The following is a 22,200-nucleotide window of genomic DNA, read 5'->3' on the forward strand; positions in this document are numbered from 1 at the left end:
GGAACTTTCGAGTTAAAGCTCGATCACAAGATGTTTAGTTTTTGCACGAGAACAACAAGGCGTAAATTGGTCATTTAGGGCATGTTCCTCATCGGTCATAAATAGATCCCGATGATCAGGTATACCTTCTACCACGCGGGTAATACAGGTACCGCAAATACCTTGTTCACATGAAACAGGAATATCAAAGCCATTTGCAATTAATGCTTCTGTTGCAGTCTGCTCTGGCAATACTTCAATTCGGCGGCCCGTACCTTTCACTTCAATTGTAAAAGCTTCATCATTAGACGTATCTACTTTTTGCGCGACAAAATGCTCTTGATGTAACTGTTCGCTATGCCAACCCGCTTGTTCGGCTGAGCTCATGACAAACTGCATAAACCCTGTAGGTCCACACACATATAAGTGTTTATCAGGTGAAGCTTGGCCTAAAGCCTCTACCATATTACATTCGGTGTCTGGTTGGCCTTGAATGTGAAAATGAACTTGGTCACCAAAGTGTTCGGTTAAGTTGCCATAGAAGGCAATCATTTCATGACTACGAACAAAGTAGTGTAATTCGAAAGGAAAATTGGCTGACTTAAGCCGATATGCCATCGACAAAATAGGGGTAATACCAATACCACCAGCAAATAAAACTGCCTGTTTGGTTTGTGGGTGAATCTCAAATAAATTACGCGGTTCACCAATCTTTAAATGGTCGCCTTCACGATATTCAGTATGGATACAACGTGAACCACCGCGTGAATTGGCATCATGTAAAACACCAATCACGTAACGATGTTTTTCACTGCAGCAGTTTGAAAGTGAATACTGACGGGTGAGGCCATTTTTCAGATGCACATCAATATGTGCACCTGCTTCAAAACTCGGCAGCTCCGCACCATTTGCTGCAACCAATTCAAATGCACGAATAGTCGGGGTGAGCTGGTGAATTTTTTGAATGATAACGTCCATGTTCATGCTCCTTTAAATAATCCGAATGTTTGGAAACTTCTGTGTGGACGTTTCAGGAGGTGTTTTATTTTCTTCGGCAAGTAGTCGGTCAATGACCTTACGAGACTGGACACCGCCTGCGTCGATGTTGAGCATCAGTAACTTGCGATGTGGATTATTTAAAATGTTTTGCTGCTGTTGCTCCAGCATTTCTAAATCTTCAGTAAAGATTTTGCCTTGGCCTTCACGAATTTGATCGGTGAGTTCAGCATTATCTGGCTGGAAGTTACGTGCCATTCCCCAGAAATACCAATGTGATGTTTCAGTTTCCGGTGTAATAAAATCGACCACGATTGAGGACACTTTTTTGTCTTTCGGTGCGTGATAACCACCATGTCCAGCATGCGCTACACCTACTTCAATGTGAACATTACTTGGCGCAAAGAAGTGGCAACGTTGCCAACGGTCGACAGGTACATCATCTGCTAAATGATTGCCGCGAAGGGCCATTTGCCAAAATGGAGGTGCGATCACATTTTCCATATAGCGTTCGGTAATGACATGGTCACCGTCAACTTTAGTCACTGGCAGGGCTTCATCAATTTCTTTTTGCCCAATACTGCTTGAGTGAACATAGGTCTCATGGGTTAAATCCATTAGATTGTCGATCATTAGGCGATAGTCGCACTGAATGTAAAACAAGCCTCCGCCATAGCTCCATTCCGGATGATCTGCCCATTCTAAAGTTGGGAGTTTTGCTTCATCTGCTAAAGCCTTTTCACCTGGCCATACCCAAATAAAGCCGAACTTTTCAACAACTGCATATGCTTTGTTGCAAGGGAAACCATTTACACGTTGGGCTGGCATTGAAACAGTCTTTCCATCACAACCCATGACTAAGCCATGATAACCACAGACAAGGTTGCCATCTTCGACATAGCCAAGTGAGAGTGGGGCACCACGATGCGGACAAAAATCTTCAACGGCTGCAACTTGGTTTTCTTTACCACGATAAAAAACGATTTTTTCACCACAGATGGTGCGACCTAATGGTTTATCTTGGATTTCTTCTGGACGGCAAGCGACATACCAAGCATTTTTAATAAACATTTGTGACGACTCCTTATCACTTATTGGATCCAATTTATAATAAATAAAAATATTGGTCAATTGATAAGCAGTATATTTATTCAAAAATATTGTTCTTTAAAGTTGGTTGATTTGTCTGTTTTTAACTGTTGTTAAGGACTTCTACGTTTCTTTGGAATTTTGTGGTGAAATTTTTTATTGGTTTATTTGGATCCATAATGGCTATGGTTAAGCCATTATGGGAGTGTAGAGATTTAGAAATTAACCGTATAGTGAAGCATCATGCGCTGTTCATCCAGACTTTTGCCATGTTTGGTGTCGTAGTTAATATTTAAGAAAAGAAACTTAAGATTTTTAACCCAAGCATTTAGGTCGTACTGAATCAACACATCACTTTCTTGCTCAAAATCATTTTGATTCATGGACTGAAATGAATCGCCATAAATATATTTATAGGTCACTTTTAGGCCCTTGATGTAGTCTTTAAAGTCATACGAGGCAACGAAATGATAAGACTTTTCATCTGCTTTGGTAAACGCACCTAAGGTCCAGTTCACCATATGCGGGATGGGTATATTGTCGAGTTTTGGAATACCATCTTTGCCAAAGTTTTCTTGATAGCCAATTCCGGTTGTAAAGTTGCCATGTTTGATGAAATGCATAGCGCCTATGGATGTATTGTCATATTCACCAAGCTTTGATTTACCGACATCGTCGTGGCGAAACACACGTAATTTTGTAGTGTGCTGCTTTGTCCATTGATAATCAAAAGCAAGGTAACTTTGATTGATGAGATCTGTTAAGTAACCATTATAAAATTTCCAGTGGTACCGAGGTGTTTTGCCATCCCACTGAAAGAAATAGAGTCCGTCAGATTCATGTTTTGATATGGCGAGTTTGTGGTAGTCCTCCTCATTTTTAGGTGAATAACGGTTAATCAAACCCAGCTCGAAATTTTGTTGTGGTGTCTTATATTTTAATTCCAAGCCTTTGTAGTTCACTCGTAATTGATGTGTATCCACTTGTGGGGTAAGTGGTGAGTCGGGAATAATTTCACCTATATTCATGCGAAAGTTTTGATATTCAACTCCAGCTCCTAAGCCATATTTAACGTAGTCTTGTGCTTGTTTTTTGGTGTTAGGGTCAAAGGGTATGACCATATCATTGGTATGTTGGTCGCTACTTAGGCGATAAGCATATTGAATGCTTGGATTGAGGTGTAGCTGAACCTCATTAAGTTTGGTTGACCAGTCGCTACGATAGATCAGACCTTGGCTCAAGCTATGAGTATCGGGGCTGGTCCCATTTTCATATTGTCTGTCGAAGTTGAATGTTTTTAGTGTGAGTGTATTTTGAAAATTAACATCGACTGCACTGTGAGCTAAACAGCAGGCAAAGGTCGTCCCTGAGAAGAAAATCCCATAAATAAAAATATGCTTCATTTTTAAATCCGTTTAAAAGCGTTTTACTGTTCTAAATCCGACATGGCTGGTGGCAAGGTCGAGTTCTTGTGGATGCCTCGCGGCAGCACGATAACGCGCGCAATAGTTGGTTGCGCATAAATAAGAGCCACCTTTAATCGTGTATTGCAAAATCTGTTCGTGACTTTGCCGATATTTCGATGGATCCCCCATATGGTGATCTCTTGGCCCTGTATAGGGTGTTTGCGTCCATTCCCATACATTGCCAATCAAGTCGTATAAGCCAAATGGTTTTTTGCTAAAACAACCAACAGGGGCCACATCCTTAAAACCATCTTCCTGAACATTTTTGTATGGAAATTCACCTTGCCAGAAGTTGGCTACAATATGGCCTTCGTGGGTAGGGCCAATATCGGAATTTTGCTGAAAACCTTTAGCTGCATATTCCCATTCAAGTTCGGTCGGTAAGTCATGACCTAGCCAGTTTGCATAAGCATAAGCATCATTCCATGTCACCATGCGAACAGGCTCATGAGGTGCAGGTTGTTTAGAGTTATTTAAGCCCCATGGGTGTTTCCAATTGGCACCTTTTTCAAATCGCCACCATTTTAGTTCTTCAACTGGATGCTCAGGTTGTACAAACATGGCCGCACCGCCTTGCTTTTCTGCATCGGTGACATAACCCGTTTGTTTAACAAACTCTTGAAATTGGGCATTGGTGACTTCAGTTGCATCAATTAAAAAAGCGGGAACGGAAGTTGCCTGTAAGTTTAATGGGCGTTCATCTTCATAACCTTGTGTGGTGCCTAAAACAATTTTTCCTTGCGGAAGCTTGACCATGCCGGCTTCTTTGTTTTTAGGCCAACCCGAAGGAAGGCCCGAATAAGAATTACATTTAGCTTTGCTGCCTAAGTCGGGCAAGGTGGTCTGTTCTAGTTGAGGCGTGGTTTTTTGGCATGCACCAAGTAAGAGAAACGATGAAAGCATCATGATTTGTTTCATCTGGTTTTCTCTACTTTTTATTGTATTGCTCAAAATCCACAACACCATTTTCATCGGCATATCTTAAATATTTATCATTTAAGACTTTGACGATCTCAGGATGTTCTGCATAAACATTATGTTGCTCATTAAAATCTGTTTTTAAATTGTAGAGTTCCCAACCATGGCTTTTAAATTTAGAAGGTGAGTTTTCAACAAGTTTCCATTCGTCAGTTTTGGCATAGCGGCTGCCATGCAATTCTTTAAAGTCATAATAATTAACAGGGCGAATACGGGCAGTATTATCCTTAAAAGCAGGAATTAGGCTAAAACCAGACGGTTTAATTTTAGTGCTTGAAGCTGGATAGATTTGATTATTTTGAATACCCGCGAGTTCCATAACAGTGGGGAATATATCTCTGACTGTCGCAAAGTTATCGTTGATTCCACGTTGTTTAGAAATTTGTACAGGCGATTTAACAATAAATGGAACACGTACTCCACCTTCTGAAGCAGCTGACTTCCAGTGCGTAAATGGGGTGCTGCTCACTTCGGCCCAGCGTGGTCCCATATAAACATATGAGCTGGCGTTGCCTATATTTTCATAACGATTGTCGGCATCACCCATTGGGAAATTATGATCACCACCTTCAGCGCCGTTATCTGACATAAACACAATCAAAGTGTTGTCATATAAATGATGCTTTTTAAGATATTGAATAACATCGCCCACTCGATCATCTAACTGGGTGACCATGCCAGCATAAACTTCCATTTTACGCGCTTCATATTTGCGCTCTTGTGGGGTGAGTTCATTCCAGCTTTTAGTGCCTAAAGCCTGATTACCACTTTCAGTTGGGTATTCTGCATTTGTAGGAATTAATCCTAATTTCTTTTGACGTTCAAAGCGTTGTTTGCGAATCGCATCATAGCCTTGATTGTATTTACCTTTGTATAAATCTCTATAGTGAGCAGGTGCCTGTATTGGCCAGTGTGGAGCGGTATAGGCGAGGTAGGCAAAAAATGGTTTCTGCGCTTTATTTTTATCTAAGTACTCAAAAGCTTTTTGTGTAAAAAAGTCGGTTGAATAGTAGTTGTCAGGCAGTGTGACCTTTTGACCATTTTCCGTGTATTGGGTGTTGCGCGGATAGTTTTTAGGTTGGTCTTTAAAGTGTAAATCGAAACCATCGAGCAGGGCAAAAGATTGATCAAAACCACGGGCTTTAGGGTTTTGTTCGGGAGCATAGCCTAAGTGCCATTTACCGACCATGAAGGTGTAATAATCTTTAGTCTTTAAAATTTCTGCGAGTGTATAAGCATTTTGCGTTAAGTGACCTGAATATCCATCAATTTTAAGGAGTGCACGCGGACTATCGGCGCCAAACAATTTTTCTTGTCGTTTAGAAGTTTCATACATGGCACCTAAACCTACCAAGTGGTTATCTGCACCTGTCATAAGCTGTGCACGAGTAGGTGAACACATTGATGAAGCATGAAAATTGAAAAGCATTTTTCCTTGCTTTAACAGGCTGTCAATATGAGGTGTTTTAATCTCACTGCCATAGGCACTAATGTCTGAAAATCCAAGATCATCGGCCAAAATAATCATGATGTTGGGTAGTGGCTGATTTTTTGGAGATGCTGCTTGCGTTGTGTAAAACAATTGGCTGGCAAAAAAAAGTCCCAATGTAAGCTGGCTTACTCTTTTGAGTTTCATAACAACAATCCTTTGAAGTTTTATAAATGCATCTTGCATTCCATGGAAATGAACAGAGCTTTTTTGGCTAAAAAATGCTCTGGAATCGATCATAATAGATTTTTTATTGTGGATCCATAAAAATATTCAAACAATCTAATTTTATGTTTTTAATAATTTTATACTTATATAATTTATATGTTTATAGATGTTTTAATAATCAATTTATAATTTTAGTTGATTTTTTGGATCCAAATATTCAGTATAGAAAAAGAGCAGGATGCTCAAAAAAACAAATATTCCTCTAGGTCATGATGGATACGGATATGCATAACCACCCAATCGCTCATATTAGCAATGTCGTGTGTATCTCTTATCCACATTGGGAGATGCACAAATGGAAAGAGATGTTCTAAGTGAGATTAATCACAATAATATGAGCCGTTATCAATGGTTCATCATTTTGATCTGTATTTGTCTCAATATTATTGATGGCTTTGACGTGATGGTAATGGCTTTTACCGCTCCATCCGTGTCAGCAGAATGGTCACTTTCAGGCGCACAAATTGGCTTATTGCTGAGTTCAGGTCTTTTTGGGATGGCTGCCGGTTCAATTTTTCTCGCACCTTTAGCCGATAAAATCGGTCGCCGTTTACTCATCTTGGTTTGTCTTGTGATTGCAGGTCTTAGCATGTTGGGCTGTGCTTTAGTGCAAAGTCACGGTATGTTGGCAGCACTTCGGTTTATTACCGGAATTGGGGTAGGCGGGATTCTTGCGAGTAGTAATGTCTTGGCAAGTGAGTATGCCAATACACGCTGGCGTAGTCTCGCAGTGAGTTTAATGTCTACAGGTTATGGCATTGGTGCGACACTGGGCGGAGTACTCTCACTGGCTTTAATTGAGCATTTAGGTTGGCGTTCAATCTTTTTGGCAGGGGGCATCACAACCATAATGATGTTACTAATTAGCGCATGGTTATTACCTGAATCTTTAGATTATTTGTTGGCGAAAAGACCAAAACAGGCACTAGAACGTATTAACGCAACAGTGAACCGTATGGGTTTAACTGCTTTAAAAGCTTTACCTTATTACGGCCAGAATAATCACAAAAATACAGGTGATATTGGTAAATTATTTTCAGGACAGCAGGGGTTCCAGACACTTTGTCTTTGGTTTGCATTCTTTTTAGTGATGTTTGGCTTTTACTTTGTCATGAGCTGGACACCAAAAATTCTGATTTCAATGGGAATGTCGCCTGAACAAGGCGTAAGTACCGGTATTTTAATTAGTATTGGTGGTATTTTCGGAGCAGCCATTATTGGTTTACTTGCTTCCCGCATGAAAATTTTCTATGCCCTAAGCTTATTTCTGGGATTAACCGCTGTCTGTGTTTTCCTATTTGTCGCCGTTTCATCTCAAGTGAGCATTGCTCTCATAGTCGGTTTATTACTTGGCACACTCATTAATGGCTGTGTGGCAGGTTTATATTCTATTTCTCCAACGATTTACGATGCTGAAATCCGTAGTCGCGGCGTGGGTTATGCAATTGGTTTTGGTCGGATTGGGGCAATCTTATCGCCAACGGTTGCAGGCATTTTCTTAGATAAAGGTATTGCACCTGCAACGCTGTATGCCTATTACGGTGTGGTGTTTATTTTGGCTATTTTCCTGATTTTGAGTTTAGGTAGCGCTTTTTACCGAAGTAAGAAAGAGCAAAACTTCTCACTTAAAACAGCACCTTAATCCATTAAAAATTAAATAGTTGAGTTAAAAAATGAAAAAGACACCATTGTGGGTGGGGGTATGCTTGTGCCCATTATTTAGTCAAGTTGTGCATGCTGAGTTTATAGCAGACAGTAAAGCTGAGCTGACGCTGCGTAATTTTTACTTTGACCGAGACTATAAAAAAGATCCATATCCCTATACAGCAGCCAGAGATTGGGCGCAGGGTTTAATTTTTAAAGGACAGTCTGGTTATACCGAAGGGACAGTTGGGTTCGGAGTTGATGTACTGGCAATGGCAGGTTTTAACCTGATGGGAAGCCGTGCTGATGACTATGCAAGGAGTGGCTTATTACCAGTGAATACCGATAACTCGCGTGATGATTATTATGGGAAAATTGGTATTACAGGGAAGGCTAAATTTAGAAAAAATGAGCTTTTTGTGGGGGACTTGGTTCCACAATTGCCAACCATATTTTCATCACCAGCACGTTTGTTCCCTCAGACTTATCGCGGTATTCGCTTTGTTTCAAATGAAATTCCCAATCTTCAACTCGAAGGTTTTTATGTCGACGAAGTACGGCAGCGTGACTCCATTCGTTATACCGATGTTGGAACAGACAATATCAATCATCGATTTAACAAAGCAGCCACCACTGACTCGTTTTATACTTTAGGTGGAAGTTATCAGTTAAAAGACTACCGTTTACGTGCTTACCATGCCGAACTGAAAGACATTTACCAGCAACAATTTTTGGGCTTTAACGGCAAACAACCTTTGAATGACCAGCTTAACTTTTTAAGTGATGTGCGGTTTTTTAATAGTGAAGAAACTGGAAGTAAAAAAATAGGAGAGGTCGATAACCGCCATATTAGTGGCTTATTGGGTTTGAACTATCAAAACCATACGCTTTCTTTGGGTTATATGCAGTCATTTGGTTCAACAGGTTTGCCATTCTTATCTGGAACTGAAAGTCCGGTTGTACTTGATTTCATGAGTTCGGACTATTCGAACAAAAATGAAAAAGTCTATTCAGTTCGTTATGAGTATGACTTTAAAGATGCGCGATTAGGTGATGTGTCATTAAACGGACTACGTTTTATGACCCGTTATGCTAAAGGTGAAGATATTGATTTACTGCAATATGGCGATCAGCGATTTAAAGAAGATTCGCTAGAGTTTGATTTGGGTTATAAAATTCCAGAAGGCAAGTTAAAAGGCTTAGGAATGCGGGCCCGCTTTTCTCACTACCGTAATGACATGCCAACGAATATGACTTTCCACTCGGCAAATGAAACGCGTTTGAATGTCGATTACACCTTTAAATTTTAAATATTAAAAAAGCAGGTTGAAACCTTTTATTTGAGGTTTTAACCTGCTTTTGGATGTGGTTAAGCAGATACTTTTGCTGCTTCTAAAACTTCATCATGAGTTTGAGTATAAGCTTGTTCTTCTAAAGTATGTTTAGCTGGAATATAAGACATTGCACGTTCTGCCAGAGCTGTAATGGTGAGACTTGGGTTAACGCCCAAATTTGCACCTAACATTGAACCATCTACAACGTATAAGTTTTTATAGTTAAATACCCGATTTTGCCCATCTACCACACCACGCTCTGGACTTGAAGCAATTGCACAACCACCCATACAGTGAGCTGTAAAAGGTACGTTAAACAAAATTTCGGTAATGGTCGTCATGGGGTGGCCATTAAACATTTTGGCAACTTTTTCGGTAAATGCATTGGCCTGCGGAATATAAACAGGTAGCTTTTTACCTTCGCTCGATAACACCTTACCAAAAGGCCAGAACCAGTTACGTTTCAAGCGCATGTTGATTGAGGCATCGGCAGTTTGCATGACAAGGAAAATTAAGGTTTGACGTGCAAAACTGACAGGATTACTCATGCGAAGGAAAATAAATGGATGGCAAATGAGTGCCCATAACCAAAAGAAAATACGCGTCCAACCCGGTTTGCCTTTAGCCATGTAAGTACACATAAGGCCCATGGCATCTGAGCCACTTTGGTAGCGAGTCGCTTCAATGTGAGTGTCATGATCAATGTAAATACTTGAACCAATAGCAACACCTTTACTCATGTCGACATCTTTACCAAAAAAGCGAACACCTAAAATCGACTCGGCATTGGTACGAACCCGATTACCCAAATCATCAGAAATATTTGGCAGAGAACCAGACTGTTTTAAACGGAACAACATCTCTTGTGTCCCTAAAGAAGATGCCGAGAAAATCACATTACGAACTCGCCAAGTACGACGTTGTGTGTTAAACCATGAGCTTGAACATTCGGTCGTGACTTCATAACCGTCGCTGCCATCGGCTTTACCATTGAGTGGTTTAACATCAACTACTTTGGTTTCTTCATAAACCTTGGCGCCATTTTTTTCGGCAAAGTACAAATAGTTTTTATCTAATGTATTTTTTGCGTTGTGTTTACAACCCGTCATACAACCGCCACATGCGGTACAAGTGCCACGGTCTGGACCTTCGCCGTTAAAATAAGGGTCAGGGTAGGTCTTCCCACCTTCTTCACCTTCCGGTGGAAAGAAAGTGGCAACACGAGTAGGTTTAAATGTATGGCCAACACCGACTGCTTCACCCATTTTCTTTAGCATGTGGTCGGCAGGGCCGAAAATTTTATTATCAGTCACGCCAAGCATACGTTCTGCTTCAGCATAGTGCTGAGGCATTTCATTTTTCCAGTCCGCGGCATCTGCCCATGTGCCTTCATCCCAAATATGTTCAGGTGGAACCAGTAGGGTATTGGCATAGGTAATTGAACCACCGCCGACAGCATTACCGCAAATAATGGTGACATGGCGAAAAAAACGCATGTTGAAATAACCGAAAAGTTTCATACCCGGACGCCAAATCCAGCGGCGAGTATTCCAGTTGTTTTTAGCAAAATCTTCAGCTTTCCAGCGTCGCCCCATTTCCATTACGGCAACTGAGTAGCCTTTTTCAGTTAAACGGCAAGCAGAAACACTACCACCAAAGCCTGAACCAATAATGAGGTAATCATAGTCATAATTGTTTATTGTCATGATGAAGGCTCCTGTCTAATGATATTTTTTATATTGACTCTGTATGTTTATCAATGAATTGCCCAATGCGCTCAATGGAGTCATTAGATTCCTTTAGTATACCTGCATGAAATTGAAAAACATGTCCGACTTGGTCATAAAGCTTTAAGTTCGTCGGAATGCCGTATTTTTCAGTTTGTTCAGCAAGGCGTTTTGCATCGTCTAATAAAACTTCTTCGGTACCGACATGGATCAGAATCGGCGGTAATCCGGTTAAGTCAGCATAAAGTGGGGAACATGTTGGATCGGTTGCCGATTTTTGGCCGCAATAGTTTTTTGCACACCAGGTTAACCAGTCCTCTGACAACATCGCATCTTGAGCAGCATGAGTTTTTATTGTGTTTCCTGAAAGACTTAAGTCAACCCAAGGCGAAAGTAAAACTAAAGCCGCTGGTAAAGGTAAACCAGCATCTCGTAAAGCAATTACGGTGCTTAAGCTCAGCCCGCCGCCAGCGGAGTCACCCGCAATTACAAGTTTTTTAGGGTCTTGTCCGTAAGCAAGTAAAGTTTTATAGACTGCAATGATATCTTCAATAGCAGCAGGGCTTGGGTGTTCTGGGGCCAGACGATATTCAGGTAACCAGACTTGTGCTTGAGCTACATGTCCGATCTGAGCGGCAAGTTTAGCGTGACTTTTGCTACTGCCCACGACATAGCCACCACCATGTAAATACAAAATACCGCGACCTGACTTAATGGTCTTAGGCCGAATATGAAGCGTAGGAACTTGAGCAATTATTTGCTTTTTTGTTTGATAACCACGAGGCCCAAGCACAATAGCACTGGCTGCATCACTACAAAAACGTTGTAGCTTTAGTGGTGTTTTAGGGGATAAAGCTGGACGTAGTGTGGTACGGATGGTCCATGCAAGAAGTTGCTTCATAATAAGGACTCATACTAAGCATGTGAGATTAGTCAGCATCTCTTAAGATTAAGAGCATGCTGACCACTATTTTTATTTTGCTGATTTGTTGAGTAGACGGGTTTGAAAGGCAGTGGCAGTTGCAAAAATCTTTTGGTAGCCTTGTGGCAGAATACGTTGAATCATATCAACGGCTTTCGCATCGGCTCCAATGAGTAAACGGCGACGGTCCTTACGAACAGCTTCTAAAATTTGTTGAGCTGCATCATCAGCAGGGGTGCGAAGTAATTTATCGAAAGCATCCTGACTTTTTAAAGGATCCATTCCTAAAGACTGGACGCTATTATTCATGCGGGCAGCTTTGGCAATATTGGTACGAATACCACCCGGATGCACACAGGTCGCACTCACTCCAGCATTTTGTAGATCGAGTTCTTGGCGCAATGATTCAGTAAAGCCACGAACGGCAAATTTACTAGCGTTATAAGCACTTTGAGTTGGTTGAGCTGTTAAGCCGAACATACTGGAAATATTAATAATATGCCCGTCACCACTTTGCTTTAAGTAAGGTAAAAACTCTTTGGTGCCATAAACTACGCCCCAAAAATTAATACCAATGAGCCATTCAAGGTCTTCGTAGCTCACACCTTCAGCCGTACTACCAATTGCGACACCAGCGTTATTAAAAATCAGGTTAACTTGGCCATGTTCATCTACTACTGCCTTTGCCCAAGTTGCAACTTCATCACGCTTAGCCACATCAACTTTTTGAGTGGTGACTTTGACAGAATAGGGTGCCAACAGCTCGACTGTTTTCGCTAATCCAGCTTCACTGATATCGGAAAGTGCCAGATGGCAACCTTGTTTTGCGAGTACTATGGCAAGTGCTTGTCCAATACCAGAACCCGCACCTGTCACAGCTGCAACTTTATTTTTAAAAGACTTCATAAAATTCTCCGTTTATTTTTCTCATTTCCTATGGTGAAGCTTGTTTAAGAAATAGCCGAAACCTGCGTGTAGTTTTCAATGTCGAAGCGACGAGTACGTTGTCGATATTCAAGGGTAAAACCTGGCCAGTTATTGGTATTTTTGCCATCAGCAGTTTGATACCAACTGGTACAGCCTTGCGCCCACACCGTTTTTTTCATTTTTTCCTGAATATTTTGATTAAACTCGTGTTGAATTTCGGCACGAATGTTGGTGAACAGCAGGTTATTTTTCAAAGTAGTGCGTAGTGCATCTAAAATATAATTCACCTGACTTTCAATCATATAGACGATTGAGTTATGCCCGAGGTTGGTATTTGGTCCATACAACATAAAGAAGTTAGGGAATCCGTTTACTGTTAGACCTAAATAAGCCTCAGCACCATCTTTCCATGTGTCTTTTAATGTACGCCCATCAAGTCCAGTAATTTGCATTGGCGCCATAAATTCAGTCGCTGTAAAACCTGTACCGTAAATAATGGCATCAACTTCACGCAGCTTTCCTTCCGTGTCTAAAATGCCATGTTCAGTAATTTCTTGAATGCCTGTATCAATCACATCAACATGAGGTTGGGTCAGCGTTTCATACCAGTGGTTAGAGATTAAAATACGTTTACAACCAATTGGATAGTCAGGCATTAAGCGGTGGCGTAACTTCCCATCTTTAACAACTTTTCGAATGTGGCGCTGGAATATGTATTCCACCAAAGGCATTTCATTAAGTGAAGTTGTAAAAGCAAGTAGGCGAATTTCATGATGGCCATATTGCAAGGCACGGTCTAGACTTTGCAAGATCGGCAGTTTACGGAAAGCTTTTTTCTCTAAAGGTTGGTAAACCCGATCCGGTTTTGGAATAACATAAGGCGCTGAGCGTTGATAAACGTCTAGGTGAGCCACTTGTTTTGCAATTTCAGGTACAAACTGAATCGCGCTTGCGCCTGTGCCAATGACTGCAACACGTTTACCAGTTAAGTCATAGTCATGGTCCCAACGCGCTGAGTGAAATGCCTTACCCTTAAAGTTTTCAATGCCTTTAAGTTTTGGATAGGCTGGGCGGTTAAGTTGGCCTACAGCACCAACCAGAAATTCCGCTTCAAACTGTTCACCAGTTGTACTTTGGATGTGCCATACACCTTGCAGTGCATCAAATTCGGCGCTGGCTATTTCAGTGTTAAATTTGATGTGCGGACGAAGGTCATATTTATCGGCACAGTGACGTAAATATTGATAAATCTCTTGAGATGTCCCGTAGCGATTTTTCCAACCAAGTTCCTGTTCAAAAGAAAAAGAATAAAGATGTGACGGCACATCACATGCAGCGCCCGGATAAGTGTTGTCACGCCAGACACCACCTACATCGGCAGCTTTTTCAAATAGCGTAAATTGTTCAAAACCTGCTTGTTTGAGACGAATGGCAAGTCCTAGACCACCAAAGCCAGTGCCAATAATGGCGATGCGTACATTTTTATTTGAATTAGACGACGAATTAAACATAGGCTGCTCTAAAATCCTTAAAAACAGTGAGCGAAAAAATCGCAATTTCCTGTATGCAGAATAGACGTTTATTAACTTGATTTAGAGGATGGATGAGGACAAAATATTGTGATTCGAGGACATTCTGAGCGATACAGTGAAGTATGCATGGGCATTTGAACGCAGTGTACATAGTGTTCGGTTAATGGCTGATTTCGCGATGGAATCAGGCATCTCTTATCAGACAATTTTGCAAGGGACTGGGCTTAGCCAACAACAATTACTTGACCCTAATATGGTGGTGACAGGCCATCAGGAATTACAGTTGATTCATAACTTGGTTGAGCAACTAGGAGACAGACCGACATTAGGCTTAGAGGTGGGCACACGCTATCATTTCACCACATTTGGGCCATTAGGCATGGCTCTGATGAGTAGCGCCAGCATTCGCGAAGCACTAGATTTGGCTTTAACCTATTTCACTTTAACTTTTGCTTTTACTCGCTTTGAGGTATCGGATACACCACAAGGAATCCGTATCGAAATTGATGAGCAAGATATCCCATCTTCAGTGCGTCAATTCATTATTGAACGCGATGCCGCTGCACTGATTACGGTACAGCGAGATTTGGTGCAGGATAATTTTTGCCAATATTTGGCTTTTTCTTTCCAACCCAAAGGTGATGCCGAGCCTTATCGGAATTTATTTGGGGTCATGCCAGAATTTGGCGCAGCTAAAAGTTTTGTAATTCTTGATCCGCAAAAAGTGGATCAAAAATTACTCATGGCGAATGAGTTGGTTTTGCACACTGCAGAAGAACAATGTCGTCAAATATTAGAAAAGCGCCAATCACAAAATAAATTTACAACCTTAGTGCAACAGCAGCTGATGAGTATGCGCGGGGAAATGCCATCTATGGATATAGTGGCTGATCGATTGCATTTAAATACAAGAACCCTGCGCCGTCACTTGGCATCGGAAGGAATGACTTTTATCCAGATTCGTGAAGAGGTTAGACAGGTCTTAGCAGAGCAGTATTTGGCATTACCAAAAGCTTCTGTTGAGCAAATTGCCGAGTGGTTAGGCTATGCCGAACCTGCCAGTTTTATTCATGCTTATAAAAGATGGCATGGGAAAACACCTCATGCCATGCGGTTAAATAGCCAATAATCAAAATATCTTTATTTCTTTAAACGCAAATGCAATAAGCGCGTCGCTGATGTATGGCGTATATTGTCGGCACGGTTATAAAAATAACGTTCAGTAATAGCTTCACCAGACAAGTCTTCGACTACTTCAAAACCCATTTTTTCAACCGCCTGATGTAAATCTGAAGGTTTAAATTGACCTAATAAAGGTTCTTTGAGCAAATGGGTAAACTGTGCAACGCCCATACTCCCAAGTCGCTCAATACCTTTTAATTCCTGAAAATCGGTCGAATAGTCGAGTACCACTTCGCTACCGTTTGCAGCAAACTCAGCAATACTTTTTAAAGTTTGTAGCGTAGTGTCCGGCTTTAAATAATGAGTGGTGCCCAGCCAAGAAAAGAAAGCCGGAGCTTTTCGTACATAGCGACTTCGGGCAAGCGCTTCAGAGATAGATTCTTTTTCAAAATTAATAGAAACAAATTCAACAGTAGAGGGAAGTTCGCCTAATTTTTTGAGTTTAGATTGTTTGGCAGCCTGAGTATCAGGATGGTCAACTTCAAAAATTTTTAAAGTTGGATAATGCTGTGATTTTCGGAGTACAAAAGAGTCTAAACCCGCTCCAACCAAAACATATTGCTTAATATTGTGTTGAACAGCTTGATTCAGTAAGTCCTCGGCATAACGTGATCGGCCGACAACCTGTCCACTCAATAAACCTAAGGTACGGTTTAAAATGGGTGAATTCATTAAGTTAACAATGAGTGGTGTAGATAAAAGCTTTTTCCAGCCTTTACTGGTCATTTCAAAAGCATAGGGATCTGAAAATACAGGATTTATCGTATTTTTAAAGTGATTCGCACGTAAAGCAGCAGCGGCTTCGGCAGTACGGCTTGATTGACCTTCTTTCATCTTTAACCTGTTCTTTTATTTCTTGAAGACTGAATGAAGAAGGCAGTGTATTTCATGAAAATCTAAAATACACTGCCCATTCCTTACAACTGATTTGGTCAAATTTACAAATTAATGTGTCTTTGACATTTGATATGTAACTTCATAATCCTTCAAATCTAGTTTTTTCAAACGTTGTTTAAGCTTTTTCAATGACCACGGCCATGCTGCAAAGTTGCGACCGTTAGCGTCAAGGTAATAACTCTTACAGCCACCACTATTGAATACAGTGGTTTGAAGATGCTTTTGCACCAAGTCGTTGTGCTTTTTAATTACATCAGCCTTAACATTTAACTTGCTAATTCCTTTGTTTTTAATTTTTAACAAGCCATCTACAATATAGTCGAGCTGTGCTTCTGCCAAACCAATAAATGAGTCATAAACCAGTACGTTTGGTCCCAATACTAAGAATGCATTTGGTACATTTTCAATGTTAGTTCCTAAGTAAGCTTCCGGTGAACTATTTTTCCACAAATCATTTAAACGTTGGCCTTTTTCATTAAACACACGTTTGCCGATTGGTGGGTGAGATACTTCAAAACCTGTACCCCAAATAATCACATCAACTTCATGGCGTTCGCCATTAGCTGCAATCACCGTATTGCCTTCGACTTTAACTAAGCCATGTGGAATAAGCGTGGTATTTGGTGCTTGTAGTGCAGGGTAGTAATTGTTAGCAAACAAAATACGTTTACAGCCAATATCAAAATTAGGCGTTACGTTTTTACGTAACTCAGGGTCTGCAATTTGAAGTTTAAGTAATTGCTTGCCGAGTACATTTACTGGTTTTAGTGCAAGTGGGTTACGTAAACCAAAATTAATCGCATTGAGGGTTAGCGCTACACTTTTACGCCAACTTGCCTGAATCGCTGGATATTTTGCAATAATTGATTTACTAAACTCACCTAAGTCTGTATCCGGTTTTGGCAGTACCCAAGGAGCTGTACGTTGGAACACAAATAGCTCTTTGGCTTTAGGTTGAATTTGTGGCACAAACTGGATAGCAGATGCACCTGTACCAATTACAGCAATGCGTTTTCCAGTAAGGTCGTAGTCATGATTCCATTTCGCTGAATGGAACATTTCGCCTGTAAAGGTATCCAAACCTTCAAGACGTGGAATCTGGGCTTCGGTAATTGGACCTGTTGCAAAAATAACAGTTCGAGATAGATATTGACCAGTAGTTGTATCAAGTACCCACAAATGGCGTGATTCATCCCAAGCGGCATTGAGCAGTTCGTTATTAAACTCAATTTTAGACGTGATATTAAACTCGTTACTTACATCTTCTAAATAACTTAAGATTTCCGGCTGACGCGCAAATAAGTGACTCCATTTTGCACTAGGCGCAAACGAATAAGAATACAAAGCCGACGGTACATCGCAGCCACAGCCCGGATAGGTGTTTTCACGCCAAGTGCCACCCACACGTCCTGCTTTTTCAATAATTTTATAGTTGGTATAGCCAACTTGGTCGAGACGAATCGCTGCGGCGATACCGGAAATTCCGGCACCGACAATAAAGGTATCGTAAATATGGTGAGGTGAATTGACAGCTTTTTTTGCTGATGCATTTGTTTTCATTTGAGCAGTCATATGGGTACTACCTATAAAATTTCTTATTTAAATAATTTGTAAGAGGTACCAAGAAACTTGGTATACAAACTTGGTGATGCACGTTTCATCAGCCAGAACAACTTCGCATCGATTTGAGGAATGGTATAAAGCTCATCCTGATCAAGACGGTTAAGTGTCAGTTTGGCTACATCATCACTTGTGGTGAGTGCGTAGTTCATGAGCGCATGGTCTGCAAGTTTTGAATAACGGCCCGGAATACGACCATTTTTAATGATATTGGTAGGCACCAAAGTCGGGCAGAGCACATTGACTTTAATGTTGAATTTGCGAAGTTCAGCCGAAAGTGTTTCAGACAACGCACGGACTCCAGCTTTCGTTACGTTATAGGCAGTCATTTCTGGTGCTGCGGTATAAGACGCCGCAGAAGCTACATTAATAATTGCGCCGTAACCTAGTTTTTTGAACTTTGGCACAAATGCATGACAACCATGAATAACACCCCATAGGTTAATATTCATGACCCAGTTCCAGTCTTCTAGGCTGAGTTCGTCAAACTTACCGCCCAAACCTACACCCGCATTATTAATGACAAGGGTGACAGGATGACTAAGTAAAATTTCAGCAGTTTCAGCCAAATTTGTGACATGTTCAGGGTTGCCTACGTCACAATGCATTGCAAATGCTTTTGCACCCTGTTGTTCAAGCAATGTTACAGTTTCTTCAGCAGCTTCTAAATTAATATCTGCGCAGACTACGCTGCCACCACGTTTTGCCAGTTCAATTGCAAAACTTCGTCCAATTCCACTGCCTGCACCCGTCACGACGGCATAAGCTTTTTGGCTTGGTTTAACTTTCTTTTTGCCAAATAAAATCATGATTCATCCCGAAATAGATTTAAGGAACACCAGCCATTAAGTAATGACTGGTTGTAAGCCAGTTAAGACAAGCGTACAGGTGGGGTAAATTCCTTCACAAAGTAAGGTGCAATCGCGCCGCCTTCTTTGAGTAATTTGTCTTTGTAGTACTCCAGATATTCGGTCGTGTCATGGTCATTTGGATGGAAGTCAGGACGTAAATAATCGAAAATCTGGCCAATGGTGCTACCAAATACACCATCTTTTGGACCAAAAATAAGTCCTACACCACGGCGCGCGTCTTTCCAGAATTTTCTAGTCAACATTTCCTGTGGTTTTCTTAAAACCGGAATAAACAAGGTAGTTGCTGGGATCAAACCTAAAATAGTAAAGAAAGCTAAGAAGAAGCCAGAAGCTCGTAGTAGGTAGCTACCATTGAGTAATTGATATACATCATAGGCAATATCTTTATGCTCAGATTCTTCAAGCATATGCCACATCCATAAAGCACGGCTTTTTGCATCATCTGAATAGTAGAAATTCTTTTCGTGCTTCATCATGTATTCGGCAAGTACCGCAGTAAAATGCTCAATACCGGCCATCATCGATAATTTAAGCGGTTGCGGGAATTTCAAAAACACATATTTAAAGAAGTTTTCACCCAAGAAACGGTATAAATCGACAGGGTATTCAACATCTTTAAGCGCATCGTTATATTCATTGTGTAACTTAGAATGAATCGCCTCTTGTCCAATCAATGAAGTAACACGCTGTTTTAAAACTGGATCTTGAATAAATTCACGGTGATGACGAGCTGTTTCAATCACCAGATCTTCACCATAAGTTAGAAATACTGAAAGCGTAGCAAAAAACATCGTGGCAAATTGATTATTCATATAGAATTCAACATCAATCTCTTTACCTTCAAATCCGATATTTAAATGACGGATTGGGATGGATTTTTTACTGGCAAAATCCGGTAACTCGATTTCACGGTAAAATTTAATTTTGTTTAGTGATTTTTTAACTGTGGTCGAGATCATGGTGACACCTTCAGATCAATCAGTGATAGTGCGGCTATGTCGAAAATCAAAAAGCTTTGATTTGCAACAGGACACTGTAAATTCCATTTTCAAAAAGCAGTTTTCTCTGCTTACTGACTACGGTGATGTTGCTCCGTTATTTGTGTGATTATTTGACTGAATAACGGGAAAAAGAGGAAAGTTCAGTAAAACGGCTCAACCTCTTTTTAGATTTTTTCATGTTAATCTGAGTTTATGTTCGGATTCAATTCGGGTAACTTTTCAAGTTTCTAAACCTAAAGTTTCATGTTTTTATAAAATAAAAAATTAGTTTTAAAATTTATTAATATATTGATTTTTATTTAAATATTTTAATGTAATTAAAAAGAAATATTCAAACATAAAAGAACTTATAACTGTATTTCATTGTAGTTTTAAAAGAAATATTTCATGAAAGTTGACAACTATTCGGATTTTGTTTTTTTATTAGGGTAGGGCTAAATTACATGCTAATCTGAGCTTATGTTCGGATTATTTATAAGAAAATATGTCTACGCGAAAGCCCCGTCAGGCACGAGCCAAAGTCACTGTCGATACCATTATTGAAGCAGGTTTTATTGCCGTAGCATTGCATGGACCAAGTGGTACCACCACACGTCATATTGCAGAAATTGCAGGGGTAAGTGTGGGGTCACTCTATGAGTATTTTAAAAACAAAGAAGAAATCTACGATGCGATGAATCACTACTTTGTGAGTGAAATTCTCGACATGATTAAAGAGCTAACTCCTACAATTTTAGAGTTGGAGTTAGAACCTGTCATTGAAATGATTTTTTATACGTTCAGTGATTTATTAAAGAAAAATAATGACCGTTATTTAACCGTTTTACGTTATGCAGGTGAGTTGCAATACGATAAATATATTCCAAAAATTGAACAGGCTTTAATGGAAGTCATCATGAAGTATATGATGCATAATCCTAAATATTTAAAAATTAATAACTTACCTGTAATTACCTATATTTGTATTAATAGCGGTATTTTTAATGTTGCAAGACATCTTATTTTACCCAACCCATTTATTAGTTTTGATGAAATGGTGCAGGGGCTAACAACTATGATCATGAGTTATATCAATACCGAAATGGCACGCTCAGAAGATCAATCATAATTTTTAGTTTTTCAAATGTGATAAAAAACACCTGCGTATACTTCTACGCAGGTGTTTTTACTATTTATGGCATGGTTGGAATTTCTTCCGGACGCATATCAAAAATCAGAATTTCAGCATTGTCACCATTAGTAAATGATAACTTGCCTCCATCGCGAATACGCGCAGCATCACCGGTATTAAAGGTTTTGCCGTTTACATCAATACGGCCTTTTGCCACATGTAGGTAAACATAACGACCTTCTGGAATTGCAAACTCTGCTGTTTCTTCACCATCAAAAAGACCTGAATAAATATTAATGTCTTGTTTGATGGATAAAGTTTTTTCGCCACCTTTTGGTGAAATCATCAAGTGCAATTTGCCGCGTTTGTCTTCCTCGGAAATATGCAATTGTTGATAGCCTGGTGTTGTGTTCACTTCATTTGGAACTACCCAAATTTGCAAGAAGTGCACATTTTCTTGAGCAGAGTGATTAAATTCACTATGTGCAACCCCACGGCCTGCGCTCATTAACTGAATATCACCAGGCACAATAACCGAACCTGTACCCATTGAGTCTTTATGTTCTAACGCACCTTCAAGCACATAAGAAATAATTTCCATGTTACGGTGAGGGTGAGTACCAAAGCCTTTTGATGGAGCAACAGTATCGTCATTAATTACAAGTAAATCTGAAAAGCCAACTTGTTTCGGATCCCAATAATTTGCAAATGAAAACGTGTGTTTCGACTGTAACCAGCCATGATGTGCTGCACCACGCTCATGAGATAAACGCATATCAAACATGATTTATTCTCCTCATCCAATTTTTTTCTCTGAATGCAGTTTATCGTTTTCATTTGTGCAATAAAGCTCTAAAAACAGAAAGCTTGGTGTGATTTTTGGAACGCTCAAATATAGAACTGAGGCATCTATAGAAATAGGCAGAAAGTTTCGTCTGTTATCTTTTTAAGCCATGTTTTTATCATTTTAGGACAAATGTATTTTATTTAAATAATAATGAATAATAGTAGTTTATATAAATAATTTAAAATAATCGAAAAATATTTGAGTTGGCAAAAAGTTTCAAAATGGATTGGCTTTTTTTGTCCTTGTTCGAGTGTTATAGCAAGCGCACTATTTAACCTGATTTGGTGAACTTAACAACGCTTAAGTTCATAAAACATGACAAGGCAGAGGTATTCGAGCAAATTTTTGTTCGAGAGCAG

Annotated in this window: 18 protein-coding genes; 4 read left to right on the plus strand and 14 right to left on the minus strand. The window is 40.1% G+C overall.

Annotated elements, in window-relative coordinates:
* Positions 1 to 12: 12 nt before the first annotated feature.
* From RFX69_RS08000 to RFX69_RS08020, 5 genes are all read right to left on the minus strand, one after another.
* Positions 13 to 957 carry a PDR/VanB family oxidoreductase gene (locus tag RFX69_RS08000; RefSeq protein ID WP_309169155.1) on the minus strand — a complete coding sequence of 315 codons (945 nt, stop codon included), beginning with the start codon at positions 955 to 957 and terminating at the stop codon, positions 13 to 15.
* Between the two features lie 12 nt (positions 958 to 969).
* Positions 970 to 2,046 (minus strand): aromatic ring-hydroxylating dioxygenase subunit alpha, encoded by a 1,077-nt coding sequence (locus RFX69_RS08005; protein ID WP_289332836.1) that lies wholly within the window; start codon positions 2,044 to 2,046, stop codon positions 970 to 972.
* Positions 2,047 to 2,279: 233 nt separating this feature from the next.
* Positions 2,280 to 3,467 carry an OprD family porin gene (locus tag RFX69_RS08010; RefSeq protein ID WP_261481392.1) on the minus strand — a complete coding sequence of 396 codons (1,188 nt, stop codon included), beginning with the start codon at positions 3,465 to 3,467 and terminating at the stop codon, positions 2,280 to 2,282.
* A 12-nt stretch (positions 3,468 to 3,479) separates the two neighbouring features.
* The gene (locus tag RFX69_RS08015; RefSeq protein ID WP_289332842.1) at positions 3,480 to 4,433 is read right to left on the minus strand and encodes a formylglycine-generating enzyme family protein; all 954 of its coding nucleotides are present in this window, start codon (positions 4,431 to 4,433) and stop codon (positions 3,480 to 3,482) included.
* Between the two features lie 25 nt (positions 4,434 to 4,458).
* Positions 4,459 to 6,144 (minus strand): arylsulfatase, encoded by a 1,686-nt coding sequence (locus RFX69_RS08020; RefSeq protein ID WP_289332835.1) that lies wholly within the window; start codon positions 6,142 to 6,144, stop codon positions 4,459 to 4,461.
* A 376-nt stretch (positions 6,145 to 6,520) separates the two neighbouring features.
* Here RFX69_RS08020 and RFX69_RS08025 point away from each other — a divergent pair, with 376 nt between their 5' ends.
* Together RFX69_RS08025 and RFX69_RS08030 are read left to right on the plus strand one after the other, a co-directional pair.
* On the plus strand, positions 6,521 to 7,867 hold the full coding sequence (locus RFX69_RS08025) for an MFS transporter (RefSeq protein WP_271056276.1): 1,347 nt from the start codon (positions 6,521 to 6,523) through the stop codon (positions 7,865 to 7,867).
* A 31-nt stretch (positions 7,868 to 7,898) separates the two neighbouring features.
* Entirely contained in the window at positions 7,899 to 9,179 is a 1,281-nt protein-coding gene (locus RFX69_RS08030) for an OprD family outer membrane porin (RefSeq protein ID WP_005129136.1), read from the plus strand.
* 59 nt (positions 9,180 to 9,238) lie between these two features.
* Here the strand turns inward: RFX69_RS08030 and RFX69_RS08035 are convergent, their stop codons facing one another.
* The 4 genes from RFX69_RS08035 to RFX69_RS08050 form a co-directional block, all read right to left on the minus strand.
* Positions 9,239 to 10,909 carry a GMC family oxidoreductase gene (locus RFX69_RS08035; RefSeq protein ID WP_289332834.1) on the minus strand — a complete coding sequence of 557 codons (1,671 nt, stop codon included), beginning with the start codon at positions 10,907 to 10,909 and terminating at the stop codon, positions 9,239 to 9,241.
* Positions 10,910 to 10,937: 28 nt separating this feature from the next.
* Positions 10,938 to 11,831, minus strand: coding sequence for an alpha/beta hydrolase (locus RFX69_RS08040; protein ID WP_271052208.1), 894 nt, complete (start codon positions 11,829 to 11,831; stop codon positions 10,938 to 10,940).
* Between the two features lie 72 nt (positions 11,832 to 11,903).
* A complete protein-coding gene (locus RFX69_RS08045; protein WP_000834600.1) occupies positions 11,904 to 12,758 on the minus strand; it encodes an SDR family oxidoreductase in 855 nt (284 codons plus the stop codon).
* 44 nt (positions 12,759 to 12,802) lie between these two features.
* Positions 12,803 to 14,290, minus strand: coding sequence for an NAD(P)/FAD-dependent oxidoreductase (locus tag RFX69_RS08050; protein WP_000483427.1), 1,488 nt, complete (start codon positions 14,288 to 14,290; stop codon positions 12,803 to 12,805).
* Between the two features lie 136 nt (positions 14,291 to 14,426).
* Between RFX69_RS08050 and RFX69_RS08055 the strand changes: the two genes are divergently transcribed.
* A complete protein-coding gene (locus RFX69_RS08055) occupies positions 14,427 to 15,440 on the plus strand; it encodes an AraC family transcriptional regulator (RefSeq protein ID WP_024436158.1) in 1,014 nt (337 codons plus the stop codon).
* Positions 15,441 to 15,451: 11 nt separating this feature from the next.
* Here RFX69_RS08055 and RFX69_RS08060 read toward each other — a convergent pair whose 3' ends face one another.
* The 4 genes from RFX69_RS08060 to RFX69_RS08075 all read right to left on the minus strand — a co-directional run bounded on the left by RFX69_RS08060 (position 15,452) and on the right by RFX69_RS08075 (position 19,841).
* The gene (locus tag RFX69_RS08060) at positions 15,452 to 16,327 is read right to left on the minus strand and encodes a class I SAM-dependent methyltransferase (RefSeq protein ID WP_111810989.1); all 876 of its coding nucleotides are present in this window, start codon (positions 16,325 to 16,327) and stop codon (positions 15,452 to 15,454) included.
* Between the two features lie 111 nt (positions 16,328 to 16,438).
* On the minus strand, positions 16,439 to 17,962 hold the full coding sequence (locus RFX69_RS08065) for an NAD(P)/FAD-dependent oxidoreductase (protein ID WP_000126741.1): 1,524 nt from the start codon (positions 17,960 to 17,962) through the stop codon (positions 16,439 to 16,441).
* A 23-nt stretch (positions 17,963 to 17,985) separates the two neighbouring features.
* Positions 17,986 to 18,819 (minus strand): SDR family NAD(P)-dependent oxidoreductase, encoded by an 834-nt coding sequence (locus RFX69_RS08070; protein ID WP_000600022.1) that lies wholly within the window; start codon positions 18,817 to 18,819, stop codon positions 17,986 to 17,988.
* A gap of 62 nt (positions 18,820 to 18,881) precedes the next feature.
* Positions 18,882 to 19,841, minus strand: coding sequence for a metal-dependent hydrolase (locus RFX69_RS08075; protein WP_111810990.1), 960 nt, complete (start codon positions 19,839 to 19,841; stop codon positions 18,882 to 18,884).
* Positions 19,842 to 20,367: 526 nt separating this feature from the next.
* Between RFX69_RS08075 and RFX69_RS08080 the strand changes: the two genes are divergently transcribed.
* The gene (locus RFX69_RS08080) at positions 20,368 to 20,991 is read left to right on the plus strand and encodes a TetR/AcrR family transcriptional regulator (RefSeq protein WP_000107496.1); all 624 of its coding nucleotides are present in this window, start codon (positions 20,368 to 20,370) and stop codon (positions 20,989 to 20,991) included.
* A 64-nt stretch (positions 20,992 to 21,055) separates the two neighbouring features.
* Here RFX69_RS08080 and RFX69_RS08085 read toward each other — a convergent pair whose 3' ends face one another.
* A complete protein-coding gene (locus RFX69_RS08085; protein ID WP_000459994.1) occupies positions 21,056 to 21,778 on the minus strand; it encodes a pirin family protein in 723 nt (240 codons plus the stop codon).
* Between the last annotated feature and the right edge of the window lie 422 nt (positions 21,779 to 22,200).

This window comes from Acinetobacter sp. 148, assembly GCF_031196675.1.
GTDB classification, from domain to species: domain Bacteria; phylum Pseudomonadota; class Gammaproteobacteria; order Pseudomonadales; family Moraxellaceae; genus Acinetobacter; species Acinetobacter baumannii.